Source organism: Staphylococcus sp. GDY8P196P, assembly GCF_017891705.1.
GTDB classification, from domain to species: domain Bacteria; phylum Bacillota; class Bacilli; order Staphylococcales; family Staphylococcaceae; genus Staphylococcus; species Staphylococcus ureilyticus.
This window is the reverse complement of sequence record NZ_JAESJS010000003.1, coordinates 418484-432317: the sequence shown is the minus strand read 5'-3', so window position 1 is coordinate 432317 and position 13834 is coordinate 418484. Positions and strand designations below refer to the sequence as shown.

Here is a 13834-nt window from a genome sequence, read left to right as displayed (position 1 = left end):
CACCCCCAAGCCCCTTTAATTACTATACTATCATAATTGTCAAAATATTTTATTAACTTAATTTTTTGAACTTCTAAATTTCTATTTTTAGAAAACTTGAATAAAAAAAATAAGAATAGAGCGAGGACAAATCAACATTTTTGATTCCATTCCTCACCCTATTCATCTCTAATAATCTTATTTTTAATTTTAATTACAGTTTCTCTATTAAAGTTTTACACGATTATCAAAGAGCACTTTACCATCTTTAATAACTCTTTCTGCATGATTAATACCATAATGATATGGAATATATTCATGATTAGGTGCATCCCAAATTACAATATTTGCTTTATCTCCCTCATTGATGGTACCTGCATCAACGTCAATTGCTTTAGCTGCATTGACTGTCACTGCATTCCAAATTTCATTTGGAGATAACTTTAATTTTAACGCTGCAATAGACATCACCAATTGTAAATTATTAGTCACACAACTACCTGGATTGAAGTCAGTAGCTATCGCAATAGCGCCATCGTTATCTAGCATACCTCTTGCATCTGCATAACCTTCCTTATCAAGATAAAAAGTTGTCCCTGGTAATAATACTGCAACAGTATCACTATCTTTCAATTTTTGTTTACCTTCTTCACTAGATGCAACTAAATGATCCGCAGAGATAGCATTTTCATCAATTGCAAGTTCTAAACCACCTAATGGATCGATTTCATCTGCATGAATTTTAACATCAAAGCCTTGTTTTTTAGCTGCTTCCATGTAAGATTTAGATTCTTCCACAGTAAACACGCCTGTTTCACAGAAAATATCGGCAAAATCAGCATATGGTTTAACTTCCGGCAATAAATCTATCATTTCTTGTAAGAAAGCTTGGTTTGACTCCGCATCTTTAGGCACAGCATGTGGCCCAAGGAAGGTATGTTTCATGTCTAAATTATATTTTTTTGCTAATCGATTTGAAACACGCAATTGTTTAAGTTCATTTTCTTTATCCAATCCATAACCACTCTTACTTTCTACCGCTAAGACACCGTGTTGTAACATGGTTAATAGATTTTTTTCCGCTTTTTCAAAAAGTTCGTCTTCCGTCGCTTGACGTGTGGCTTCTACAGTAGAAAGTATACCGCCACCTTGTTCAAGTATTTCTAAATAAGACACACCTTGACGCTTGAGTGACATCTCATGTTCACGTGAGCCTCCATGTACAAGATGCGTATGTGCTTCTACCAAGGCAGGTGAAACGACTTTTCCTGAAGCATCTATTATTTCTTTTGCATCATATGCATCAGAATGCTCACCCGCATAAACAATCTTGCCATTTTTCACAACTACTGTACCGTTTTCAACAATATTTAAATCATCTAATTCTTTTCCTTTTAAAGGACGTTCGGTAGCTTTCGGTAAAATTAATTGTTTAATATTTTGAATGATTAAGTCGTTCATTTTTTATCTCCTTTTCTTGTAATCATTGGAATGTGAATGCCTTTTTCATTTGCTACATTAATTGCTGATTCATAACCTGCATCAGCATGTCTTACTACTCCCATACCCGGATCCGTAGTTAATACACGTCCTAAACGTTTATCTGCTCTTTCTGAACCATCAGCAACTACTACCATGCCTGCATGTAATGAATAACCCATACCAACACCACCGCCATGATGGAATGAAATCCAAGATCCACCTGCAGCAGTATTGATTAATGCATTTAAAATAGCCCAATCTCCTACAGCATCTGAACCATCTTTCATACCTTCAGTCTCACGATTAGGACTGGCTACTGAACCTGAATCTAAATGGTCGCGACCAATTACAATCGGTGCAGAAATTTCACCTTCACGCACAAGTCTATTTAACGCTAGACCCATTTTCGCACGTTCTCCATAACCTAACCACGCAATTCTTGAAGGCAATCCTTGAAACGCAATTTTCTCCTGTGCTAAATCTAACCAACGAATAAGTTTTTCATTTTCAGGGAACAACTTTCTCATTTCTTCATCAGCACGTTCAATATCCTTAGGATCCCCACTTAATGCTGCAAATCTAAATGGTCCCTTTCCTTCGCAAAATAGCGGTCTAATATATGCGGGTACAAACCCAGGGAAATCAAAAGCATTTTTTAAGCCATCATTATATGCGACCTGTCTTATGTTATTTCCATAATCAAAAGCGACCGCACCCTGTTTTTGAAATTCTAACATTAGTGATACATGCTTATGCATTGAGGATTGCGATTCTTTCACGTATTGTTTTGGATCTTTATTACGAAGTGCACTTGCCTCTTCTAATGAATATCCTTGTGGCACATATCCATTTAAAGGATCGTGGGCACTCGTTTGATCCGTAATAATATCAATTTTAAATCCTTTATCTAAAATTGCTTGATGTACATCGACCGCATTACCGACCAAGCCAATAGATAATGGCTTGCCTTGTTTGCGTGCATCTTCCGCTAACGTTAATGCTTCGTCTAAATCTCGTGTTTTCACATCACAGTAACGTGTATCAATACGCTTATCAATGCGTGTTTCATCTACATCAACTCCGATGACAACACCACCATTCATCGTAACTGCCAATGGTTGTGCACCACCCATGCCACCAAGACCAGCAGTTAATGTAATCGTACCATTTAATTTGCCATTATAATGTTGATTAGCTAGTTCACCGAATGTCTCATATGTACCTTGAACGATACCTTGTGAACCTATGTAAATCCAACTACCCGCAGTCATTTGTCCATACATCATTAAACCTTTTTGATCTAATTCATTAAAATGATCCCAGTTTGCCCATTCAGGTACTAATACAGAATTTGAAAGTAATACACGTGGTGCCTCTTCATGTGTTTTAAATACAGCAACTGGTTTGCCTGATTGAACTAACATCGTTTCATCAGCTTCTAATGAACGCAGTGTGGATTCAATTGCTTCGAATGCTTCCCAGTTTCGAGCTGCTTTACCTATGCCACCATAGACAACCAAATCTTCGGGTCTTTCTGCAACTTCAGGATCTAAATTATTATATAGCATTCGTAATACTGCTTCTTGTTCCCAACCTTTACATTCAATCTCTAAACCTTTTTTTGCTTTAATATTTCTCATGAACAATCTCTCCTTCATCGATTTTAAATTCAACCTTTGTTTTGATATTTAAAATATCCATAATGCAAATGGAATTGTAATCAGTAGTGTGAGTACTACTCTTTCAAACCAAATAATCACAAGTTTTCCTATCGATATTTTAATTTCAGTAGATAATATAACCGGAACAACGCTTGAGAAAAATATAATCGCTGAAACACTCATGACCGCTACTGTAAATCTTGTTGCTAAATCTGCTGATTGTGCAATCGCAGCTGGTAATAACATTTCAACAATTGAAATCGTTGAAGCCTGTGCTAATACCCCTACATTTTCTACTGGAAAAATGCTGATAAATGGATAAAAGATGTAAGATATATATTCGATTACTGGTGTGAATTCTGCGATTACTAATCCTAGAAAACCAATTGACATGATAGAAGGTAAAATTGCTATAGTCATTACGACACCATCTCTCAAATTTTCAAATACATTGTCAATTAATGACTTAGACTGTTTCACAGCTAATTTTGCTTCTAACCAAGACTCTTTTAACAATGGCATGTTTCTGCGAATCTCTTCTTGATATGGTTGGTCTTTATATGTCGTATGCTTTTCAAATCTGATAGGTGGGAGTTGTACGGTAATAGCAGTAACAATAAATGTCACTGCGAGTGTAAACCAAAAATATAAATTCCAATGCTGAATAATACCTAGTGTGTTAGCTACAATAATCATAAACGTAGCGGAAACCGTAGAGAACCCTGTCGCTACAACTACTGCTTCTTTATGTGTGTAACTACCACTCTTGTAGACTTTGTTTGTTATCAGTAAGCCTATTGAATAACTACCAACAAATGATGCTACTGCATCGACCGCTGACTTTCCTGGTGTCTTAAATATCGGTCGCATTATCGGACGACAAATCACACCGATAAACTCTAACAATCCAAAACCTACTAAAAATGATAAAAAAATCGCTCCTATGGGAATTAAAACACTTAATGGTATGGCTAACTTTTCATATAAAAATGGTCCAATACTTTCTTTTAAAACAAAAGCAGGCCCTATATTGAAAACAACCATGAAAGCGATGAATACCCCTACTACTTTGAATAAGCTAAAAATAATATTTGTTTTCGATTCATTCCACCTTTGATTGAGAAATGGATGAATTGCACCAATAATAATTAAAATCAATACATAATATGGTAAAACTGGTTTCACTATTAGCGTAATCCATTGCACAATATGATCAATCATAATGGTTGATTGACCTTGTATAGTCACAGGAACGAAGAAAAATATAATACCAATCAAGCTATAAATGAAAAATCTCCACATGTACTTCACGCCCCTAACATGAAAGTACGACTCCCTCTATATCTAAAAGTATAATATGTTATTATATAGACTACCAATATCAATAAACTAATTATTAATAGTTTCAAACTATAAATACGCAAATATATAGGAGTGACATTCAGATGAAAATTGTTCAATTAGAATATTTTATTGCTGTCGTTAAATATAATAGTTTTACAAAGGCAGCAGATTTTTTGCATATAAGCCAACCGTCTTTAACTAATACAATAAAAAAAATAGAAGCTGATTTAGGTTATGATTTATTTTTAAGAACGACCAAGGATATCAAAATTACTGAAAAAGGTATTCATTTTTATAACTACGCAATTCAGCTCGTACAAAGTTATCATCAAACGCTAGAAAAAATGTATGATTTAAAAATGGGACATGCACCTAAAATCAAATTTTCTATTCTTGAATCATCAAATCAATGGATATCACAAGTAGTTGCTATGCATCAAAAAGAATATGCAGATCAAACGTATCACGCTTCAGAAGTACATGATCAGAGCACGATATTAGAGCGTCTATTAAATTTTGAAAATCATTTAGGCTTAACCAATGAACAAATTATTCACGAGGATATACACTCTGTTCCTCTATATAAGGAATCTTATGTCCTCATAACACCTAAAAATACCTTTTCTAATAGCAAAAAGGTATCCATTAAATCTTTACCGCTCATTTTACCTACAAAAGGTTCCCAAGTACGTAAGCATTTGGATGACTATTTTAACCGCTTAAATATTCACCCAAATATTATTATAGAGGCAGATCGCTTTGAAGCTTCAACGAATTTCGTTCATCGAGGATTAGGCTATGCCGTCATACCACGTGTCTATTACCAATCTTTTAATGCACGAGATTTAGATGCAATTGAAATTAAACCTACACTCAGTCGTACCATTTACATCAATTACCTAAAAAAAAGAAAGCACCCTGAACGAGTACTTTCTTTTATAGATTTATGCCTTTATTATTGGAATATTAAAGAATAAAATGATGTAAAAAATTAGCTGATAGCTTTGCAGTACGATTATCGACATCATATTTAGGGTTTGTTTCTGCAATGCTAATCGTAGAGACTTTGTCATTTGGGATAATGCGTTTGGCAAGTTCAAGGACAATATGTGGGAACAAACCTAATACTGCGTTAGCACTTACACCTGGTGCGTATGCGCTATCTATAACATCCATACATATTGTGAACATAATAACGTCATGATTGTGTATAAATCGTTCTACTTTATCTTTTACAGGAGGAGATATTTGATGTAATAATTCCTCAGCATAAACAAAGCCGATTTCTTTTTCTTCCGCATAATCAAATAGGCCTTGTGTATTACCGCCTTGTTGTATACCTAATACCAAATAATCTGCTTGATTATCTTGATCTAAAATTTGCCTAAAGCTCGTTCCAGAAGTAGACTGTGACTCTGCTCTGGTATCAAAATGTGCATCGATATTAATGATACCTAAAGAAGCATCAGGATAAACTTCTCTTATACCTAAATACTGGGCATATGCGATATCATGTCCACCACCCAATAAAAACGTCTGTTTATGCCTTTGTATTGATGTCGCAACATATTTTGCGAATTCTTTTTGGGTGTCTTCTAAGTCATCATGATCATGTTCTACATTACCATAGTCATATATCTTGCAGTCACTCAACACAGGTAGATTGGCAAATGCTTTCTTAATTGCGTCGGGACCTTCTTTAGCACCTAATCTCCCTTTGTTCAATTCAACACCCCTGTCAACTGCGTAACCTAATAATCCCACACCTTGGCGTGTCTCATGATAGTCATCTTTGATATTTCTAAAATTCACAGTTTGAAAATGTCTAAATTGAGACTTATCTGATTCGCTATCGACTCTACCTGTCCAGAAATCACGCTGTGCTAATTTATACATAATTCTCCTCCTTTTATAACAATGTCTCATTTAAAAGTATACGCTTACATTGAATTCAATTCAATTTATGCTTTTATTTACCCAAAATTTATCTACTTAATTTTATCAAATGACAATAAATTATTTCATTTAGATGTTAGTTTTGGCATTACTATTACATTTCAATGATAAATACCTAAATTTAATTTATTTCTGATTAATAAATATGTATAATTAATGATAAATGATTTTCTGAACCCTATTGGAGGTTACATAATGAATAAACAACGTATATCAGGTTTTCAATGGGCAATAATGATTTTTATTTTCTATATTATTGCTTATGCAGCTCCTATTATACTGAAAGACTTACAAAGTACTATTTCACTTAAGACTTTTGTCTTTGACTTAAGTGCTATAGCGCCATTTATTGCTGCGCTTGTTTGTATTATCGTTTTTAGTAAACGTAAGACGCAGTTATCTGGTTTAAAACTAACAATAGATTTAAAAGTGATTGAACGTATTTTACTAGCATTTATTTTACCTTTAATCATTTTCCTGATTGCTATGATAAGTTTTAATATCTTTGCGGATAGTTTTGTATTATTACAAACAGAAGATTTATCTGTTTCAATTACTGCAATTATACTTGGACAACTAGTGATGGCATTCTTAATAGAATTTGGTTTCCGTTCTTATTTACAAAATATTATAGAAACGAAAATGAACACATTCTTTGCATCGATTATTGTTGGTTTATTATATTCCATTTGGAATATAAATATGGCCTTTAGTCTTGAATATACTTTATATGGTTTATTATATACATTTGCATTTTCCATGATTATCGGTGAGTTAATTCGTGCTACAAAAGGTCGCACGATATTTATCGCAACGATATTCCATGCAGCAATGTCATTTGGTCTTGTTTTCTTATTCAATGAAGAACTTGGCAGTGTTTTTGCAATGAAAGTAATTGCATTATCCACATCAGCTGTAGCAGTCGTTTACATTTTATTAAGTATTATTATTCGAGCAATACTTTATTTCTTTACTAAACGTAGTTTAGATGAAGTTGATAGCAATAATTATTTAGATCATGTAAGTGAAGATTCAGAAACTGCTCAAGCAGATGATAGTAATGAAGATACACTCGAATCTGATAATTCAACAACAAATGTACATACACATAGTGGAGACAGTGAGCACAGTGAAACTGCTACATCTCAAACTGAAAGAGCAACAGACAATCATGTCAATTCACATGATGCTAACTCAAAACCATCGACTGAACATGTGAATGACACGGACACTGAGAAGAATCACCGACAAACACAGCACGATGACAGCCGAAACAATATTATTGATGAAAACACGCCACAAACTATAGAGAACAACGATGTCCAAGATGAACGTCAACATGTTGAGACACAGGTAAATGGCGCCGTTGAAAATTCTACTGAAAAAGCACAGGTGGAGACATCATCACCAAAACATGATGATTCTAGTACTTCTGAGCCAACCATACAACAACAAAATAAAAAACGACAACGATCACCTTTTAAACTTAAAAACAAACATGATCATCGTCGCTAATTAACAAAAAGCAGGTTACGCTAATCGTATATTCAGATACAATGAATAAACTTCATGTCTATCTTAATTTATACCGTTAGTTAACCTGCTTTTATTATATTTTGAGTTATGATTTATTTAAAATTTCAACGCCTTTTTGCTTACCTATAATGACTTGATCTGTAACATCAAGAAAATATCCAGTTTCTAAAACACCTACTAAATGAATTAAAAATTCATGCATAGCATAAGGATCGATAGATGAATTCAATGTAACATCAAGGATGTAATTGCCATTATCAGTTATAAATGGGACATCATCCACCATTCGGCGCATCACTTTTAAATTATCGTAAGCTACTATTTTTTTAGAAACTAATAACCAATTAAATTTATCTACTTCTACAGGTAAATTAAAAGTTTGACCTAAGTATGATACACACTTAGATTCATCTACTAAAACAATAAACTTTTCCGCCATGGCATCAATCACTTTTTCTCTAAATAATGCCCCGCCGCCACCTTTAATTAAATTCAAATTGTTGTCTACTTCGTCTGCACCATCAATGGCAACGTCAATTTTTTCTACATCATTGACATCCACTACTCGAATACCTAATTCTTTTGCGATATAAGCAGTTTTATTAGAGGTGCATACACCTGTAATATCAATCTGTTCATGGTCCAACTTCTCAGCTAGTTTTGGGACAAGCAACTCTATTGTTGAACCAGAACCAATGCCCACAACCATACCGTCACTGATTTGGCTTAACGCTTCATTAAATGTACTAATTTTTAACTGTTTCGTATCCATAATGCGTCCCCTTTACATAACTTACTCTCACCTTTATTGTACATGAGATTGAAAAAAATACATAGTTAAAAAATATGTATAAATTTTAAATTAATATATCTTCTTGCATAATTAAATAGCTAGTTTACAATAATAATACATCACCAACTAGGAGGATTGTCATGATTTATCATTTAAAAGCGATTGCTACAGGAAAAATAGAAGATTTACCTTATAGTACTAAAAGACCAATGCGTTCAGCACTTAACAAAACACTTTTCACCGGTAAGATGTGGCTTTCAAAAACCGGTTTTTCTGAAGATGAACAAGAATACAAAGGACATGGCGGGCCCAATAAGGCTGTATGTTTATATAGCGAAAAAAATTACGATCTATGGAAAGATGATGTCACAGATTTACCAGAATATGCAATGTTTGGCGAGAACTTAACGGTCAAAGACTTAGATGAAAAAGATTTGCATTTTGGAGATCAATTTCAATTAGGTGAAGCGATTATCGAAGTTTCAGAGATAAGAGAGCCTTGTTGGAAAATACAAGAAAAGTATAAAATTCCTAATCTTATTAAACGCATGTCCAGTTCATGTAAAACTGGTTGTTACTTTAGAGTAGTTAAGGAAGGCTTTGTTTACGATTCGTCTCATCTTCAGCTCATAAAATTCGGGGAACATGATTCTCTTTTATCTGTATTCGAACTTAATGATATTTATTACAATGACAATAAAAATGTCGTGCGCTTGGCATATGCTTTGAAAAATCCATATTTAACTGAAGAAAGACGACGTAAATTAGAAAAATATCTAAAACGCGCTCAAAAATAAACATTACAATATGGGTAAATATCCTAAACTAATGGCTCAAAAAAAAAGATTCTTATACAACAAGAATCTTTAAAAATGATATATTGATATAACTCAGGTTAAGTAACTGACCAAAAATGGTATTAATATAACTGCACTTACCTGAGTTTGTCTACTTAATCTATTTTCTGTAATACATTATTATAAATTGCTACTTACTTATCCATAAGTGGTGTTTGCTTACTTTATATTAATTCAAAACACTTGATACACGCGCAATGATATCATTCTACTTCTTCGCAAGTTTTTTCAGCAATTTTATATGATGTCTTAGAATAAAATGGCTGATTCGCTTCTAAAATTGATGGCGCATCTTCTCCATACAAATTAATATCATTAGGTATGCATTGTGTTTCTAACGTAAATCCTGAATGTGCTTTATAAATATTGAAATCACTTTCCCATTCCGTAGTATCATTAAATGTAAATATCACGACATTGGGCATATCAGTTTCAACAGTCAGTTGAAAATGTTTATTTTCAACTGTCATACCTTGCTCTCCAATCTGAAACGGATGATCTAGACCACCATAACGTTTCATTTGTGATTGAATGTCATGATGCTCACTATTAAAAATATCTTTAAATTGAATGTGATTGCGTGCAAAAACATGTTCTAAATTTAGTGGCTTTTGTTTTGTCACAAAATGATCGTTATCTAATAAATGCATTTTTAATGTTGAACTTGAAATACTATGGTTATCGATAACATTATTATCTCTGTTCAAATTAAAGTAAACATGATTCATAGGATTAAAAATTGTTTTTTCGGTAGTAACGGCTTTATACTCAATTGTCCATTTGTGATCAACGTCATAAGTATGTATCACCTCTAAATCGATATTTCCTGGAAAATAATCATCTGATTGCTGAATTGTAGTGGAAAACACAATTTTCACTTGTCCTACTTGTTCAAATATTTCATAATCAAAATAACATTTATCAATACCGTTATAACCACCGTGAATATTATTTTTACCATCATTCGTATCTAATCGATACGTTGTACCATCCAAATGAAATTCTGCATTTGCAATCCGTCCACCATAACGGCCTACAGTAGCACCAAAATAAAAAGGATTTTGTTGATAGAATTCATCCGCTTCTACCACATTACCTAATACAATATTGTTATCATCATATTTCCATGACACGATACGAGCGCCATAGTTTGTGAAAACAATCTTAGTTGCTTCATTGTCTATCTTAATTAAATCAATACCATTACTTTGTCTTTCTACTTTTGCAAACATCATCAATTACTCCCTTTCAAACCAAACATATTATGATTCACTTAGACTTTCAGTTCTATCTTGAATAAAACTTCAAACAAATTGAATGTATCGAACCACAGTCATGAACACCATCTTTGTTTTATAAAACAAGACATAGGAGTCCTGGTAGTTCTAAAATTCATTGCTTTTAAAGTGAATGAGACAACATTTAAAAATGAGCTAAGGTCAATACGCACTCAATATCTCCCCAAATTATTGAGCAAAATACTTCATCCACTAAAATTTAAAATTCCAAAATAGCTTACTACTTCCCTTAGTAAATATCTTACTTATCTATAGTGTAACAACTTAACTAATTCATTATCTATACTAATTATTCATTCTATCAAATATTATTTAAAATTGTGATATTTTTTCTATTTTTTATAAATATGTTTTATTTGGCATATTCAACAAACTCGAGGACCCTGTTTTACAATTCATACTTTCATAAAAAAAGTAGGAGTGAAACCATCATGTTGTTTGAGTTTCATTCCCCTACTTATATATTATGATACGGTTTTTAAAAGTTATTTGTTCATCTATAACTCATTTCTATAATCGTTAACATATGTTAATTTTTTCCGAAAACACGTTTCATAGATTTAAACAGACCTTTATCAAAACTTAAGATGGTATCTTTATAACTTCTTACTGCAATGTAAAGCAAGATAAATATGGTTACTATTGATAGACTCATACTTATTACAATTTCCCAAGTAGCTACATCAGGTGTTGATGCACGTAAAAACATGATAAAGGGAGATAATAAAGGAATAAAACTTGTAATCCTTATGATAGTCGTGTCAGGGTTTATAACACCAAACATTGCCGTATATAATGCAATGATACTAATCAAAGTCATTGGCATAAGTGATTGATTAATGTCTTCGATACGTGAAGTAATCGATCCCAAAATAGCTGCCAATATAATATAGGAAAGTATACCTAAAATCAGCGATAGTATACCAACGATGATTAATTGTACTGTTAGATCATTCGGCTGTACATCAAATCCTTTAAGCATATCTCCAATATCAAATAACAGTACACTTATAATACCTACTACAATGAAAATACTAATTTGTGTTAATGCCACAGCAATGACGCCACACAATTTAGCAAGTATGTGTGTTACTGGTGATATGCTTGTAATAATCATTTCAATGACACGTGACGTCTTCTCAGTTGCAATTTCCATCGCTACTTGATTGGTATAATTTATGATAATGAAAAACATGAGCATAATACCTGCATATACGATAATCGTATTAAATGTTTTTTGTGATTCACTTAAATGTGTGCCATTCGCACTATCTGAAAGCACTTGTGAGCTTACTTCACTTTGAGATTGCAATTGCTTTAGCTCATCTTCAGATAGGTTCAAACTAGATGCCACAAGTTTGGTTTGGATAGCTGATAAAGTAGTTTGTAATTTTTGTTCATCTGTTTTCGAAACGGTATCCTTACTTAATATTTCACCAGTCAATTTATGATTATCATGTAATTGAATGACATACGCTTTATCTAAACTTTCATTTTTCACTTGTTGATGTGCTTGTGATTCTGTCAATTTTTTAAATTTCGCATCACTATCAAGATGATCACTTTGTGCTTTAACCCCTTTATATATTGAGTCTTGATTGACTACGATACCAATCTTATCAGGCCCATTATCAAATAGATCAACGATTTTATTAATATTAGCTGCCGCCAACATTAATACAACGACAATTGCTGTGAAAATCATAAATGATTTTGTTTTAACTTTACTTTTATACGTAAGTGAAAAAGTAGCCCAAAATTTATCCATTTACCTCACCTACTTTATCTATAAAAATCTCATTTAATGTTGGTTCTATCACTTGAAATCTTTTTACAAAACCATACTGCACAACGATATGATATATTTCCTCTGCAATAGATTCGTCTTCTATTAATGCTCGTATTTCCCTCTTATTGCGTTCCACTTGGATAACCCCATTGATATCATCTATTTCTGACATCGTTTGATTGGTTTCAATGATTACGCTTTTATTGCCGTGATTTGCTTTCACTTCACCAATCGGCCCTGAAACAACAAGTTCACCTTTATTCAAAATACAAACATCATCACAAAGCTCTTCTACATGCTCCATCCTATGAGAACTATAAATAATCGTCGTTCCTGCATCATTTAAATCTTTTACAGCTGATTTTAATAATTCAACATTAACTGGGTCTAAACCACTAAAAGGTTCATCCAAGATTAATAACTCTGGATTATGTAACATACTTGCTAATAGTTGTATTTTTTGTTGGTTCCCTTTAGATAATGATTCAATTTTCTTGTCCCTATTTTCTTCAATATCAAAACGATTTAACCAATAATCAATGGCTTTAGTTATTTCCTTGGATTTCATCCCTTTTAATGTAGCTAAGTATCTTAACTCATCGACCACTTTCATTTTTGGATGTAATCCTCGTTCTTCAGGCAAATATCCAATTTTATCATATATTGATTGGTCGATTGCTTTATCTTTATACAAAATTTGTCCTTCAGTAATCGGCGTCAACCCAAGTATCATTCTAAATGTTGTTGTCTTTCCTGCACCATTACGTCCTAAAAAACCTAGCATGTTTCCTTGTTCTAAATTTATCGAAATATCATTAACTGCTGTAAAATCCTTATATTTTTTTGTAACATTTGCTATTTTTAAGGACATGACAAGATTCCCTCCCTTAAAGTCTGTTAAGTATATATTGATAATAACATTTCACACCTTAAATATACATTTCAAATTGTCTTATATATAGAAGTTCTCATTTTGGTTCTTTCCAATGTTACAGCATGAGTCACAGCAATGATAGGTACAAATGTAGATGATGCTTTTTCAACGCTACAATATTTTAGATAATGTATTAGGAATACATTATCTAAATTTATCTTATTTAAATGAATAAACTTTATAAAAACCCAAGTATCACGAAGCA

Annotated in this window: 11 protein-coding genes; 3 read left to right on the top strand and 8 right to left on the bottom strand. The window is 32.8% G+C overall.

Annotated elements, in window-relative coordinates; translation table 11 throughout:
- Nucleotides 1-207: 207 nt before the first annotated feature.
- From hutI to KA814_RS02010, 3 genes are read right to left on the bottom strand one after another with little or no spacing between them, the layout of a single operon-like run.
- Nucleotides 208-1440 carry an imidazolonepropionase gene (gene hutI / locus KA814_RS02020; RefSeq protein ID WP_064209347.1) on the bottom strand — a complete coding sequence of 411 codons (1233 nt, stop codon included), beginning with the start codon at nt 1438-1440 and terminating at the stop codon, nt 208-210.
- On the bottom strand, nt 1437-3101 hold the full coding sequence (gene hutU, locus KA814_RS02015) for a urocanate hydratase (protein WP_064209346.1): 1665 nt from the start codon (nt 3099-3101) through the stop codon (nt 1437-1439). Before hutU ends, hutI begins: the two co-directional genes overlap by 4 nt.
- Nucleotides 3102-3149: 48 nt before the next feature.
- Entirely contained in the window at nt 3150-4424 is a 1275-nt protein-coding gene (locus tag KA814_RS02010) for a YjiH family protein (protein ID WP_046208507.1), read from the bottom strand.
- A 143-nt stretch (nt 4425-4567) separates the two neighbouring features.
- Here KA814_RS02010 and KA814_RS02005 point away from each other — a divergent pair, with 143 nt between their 5' ends.
- On the top strand, nt 4568-5443 hold the full coding sequence (locus KA814_RS02005) for a LysR family transcriptional regulator (protein ID WP_046208508.1): 876 nt from the start codon (nt 4568-4570) through the stop codon (nt 5441-5443).
- Here KA814_RS02005 and hutG read toward each other — a convergent pair.
- The gene (gene hutG, locus KA814_RS02000; protein ID WP_046208509.1) at nt 5433-6362 is read right to left on the bottom strand and encodes a formimidoylglutamase; all 930 of its coding nucleotides are present in this window, start codon (nt 6360-6362) and stop codon (nt 5433-5435) included. The two genes, KA814_RS02005 and hutG, sit on opposite strands and share 11 nt — an antisense overlap.
- 255 nt (nt 6363-6617) lie before the next feature.
- On the opposite strand from hutG, the gene sdpC reads away from it, so the two are divergent.
- Nucleotides 6618-7937, top strand: a complete 1320-nt coding sequence (gene sdpC / locus KA814_RS01995; protein WP_046208510.1) for a peptidoglycan release complex CPBP-like subunit SdpC — start codon at nt 6618-6620, stop codon at nt 7935-7937.
- A 106-nt stretch (nt 7938-8043) separates the two neighbouring features.
- Here the strand turns inward: sdpC and KA814_RS01990 are convergent, their stop codons facing one another.
- The gene (locus tag KA814_RS01990) at nt 8044-8733 is read right to left on the bottom strand and encodes a ribose 5-phosphate isomerase A (RefSeq protein ID WP_046208511.1); all 690 of its coding nucleotides are present in this window, start codon (nt 8731-8733) and stop codon (nt 8044-8046) included.
- A gap of 158 nt (nt 8734-8891) precedes the next feature.
- On the opposite strand from KA814_RS01990, the gene KA814_RS01985 reads away from it, so the two are divergent.
- Nucleotides 8892-9548, top strand: coding sequence for an MOSC domain-containing protein (locus KA814_RS01985; protein WP_046208512.1), 657 nt, complete (start codon nt 8892-8894; stop codon nt 9546-9548).
- Between the two features lie 263 nt (nt 9549-9811).
- Here the strand turns inward: KA814_RS01985 and KA814_RS01980 are convergent, their stop codons facing one another.
- From KA814_RS01980 to KA814_RS01970, 3 genes are all read right to left on the bottom strand, one after another.
- Nucleotides 9812-10840, bottom strand: a complete 1029-nt coding sequence (locus KA814_RS01980) for an aldose epimerase family protein (protein ID WP_046208513.1) — start codon at nt 10838-10840, stop codon at nt 9812-9814.
- Between the two features lie 595 nt (nt 10841-11435).
- Nucleotides 11436-12674 carry an ABC transporter permease gene (locus KA814_RS01975; protein WP_064209345.1) on the bottom strand — a complete coding sequence of 413 codons (1239 nt, stop codon included), beginning with the start codon at nt 12672-12674 and terminating at the stop codon, nt 11436-11438.
- The gene (locus KA814_RS01970; protein WP_064209344.1) at nt 12667-13566 is read right to left on the bottom strand and encodes an ABC transporter ATP-binding protein; all 900 of its coding nucleotides are present in this window, start codon (nt 13564-13566) and stop codon (nt 12667-12669) included. Before KA814_RS01970 ends, KA814_RS01975 begins: the two co-directional genes overlap by 8 nt.
- Nucleotides 13567-13834: the final 268 nt, after the last annotated feature.

Coding starts and splice junctions, on each gene's coding strand:
- sdpC (WP_046208510.1), top strand. CDS start 6,618: ATGAATAAACAACGTATATCAGGTTTTCAATGGGCAATAATGATTTTT.
- hutU (WP_064209346.1), bottom strand. CDS start 3,101: ATGAGAAATATTAAAGCAAAAAAAGGTTTAGAGATTGAATGTAAAGGT.
- KA814_RS01980 (WP_046208513.1), bottom strand. CDS start 10,840: ATGTTTGCAAAAGTAGAAAGACAAAGTAATGGTATTGATTTAATTAAG.
- hutG (WP_046208509.1), bottom strand. CDS start 6,362: ATGTATAAATTAGCACAGCGTGATTTCTGGACAGGTAGAGTCGATAGC.
- KA814_RS02005 (WP_046208508.1), top strand. CDS start 4,568: ATGAAAATTGTTCAATTAGAATATTTTATTGCTGTCGTTAAATATAAT.
- KA814_RS01975 (WP_064209345.1), bottom strand. CDS start 12,674: ATGGATAAATTTTGGGCTACTTTTTCACTTACGTATAAAAGTAAAGTT.
- KA814_RS01985 (WP_046208512.1), top strand. CDS start 8,892: ATGATTTATCATTTAAAAGCGATTGCTACAGGAAAAATAGAAGATTTA.
- KA814_RS02010 (WP_046208507.1), bottom strand. CDS start 4,424: ATGTGGAGATTTTTCATTTATAGCTTGATTGGTATTATATTTTTCTTC.
- KA814_RS01970 (WP_064209344.1), bottom strand. CDS start 13,566: ATGTCCTTAAAAATAGCAAATGTTACAAAAAAATATAAGGATTTTACA.
- hutI (WP_064209347.1), bottom strand. CDS start 1,440: ATGAACGACTTAATCATTCAAAATATTAAACAATTAATTTTACCGAAA.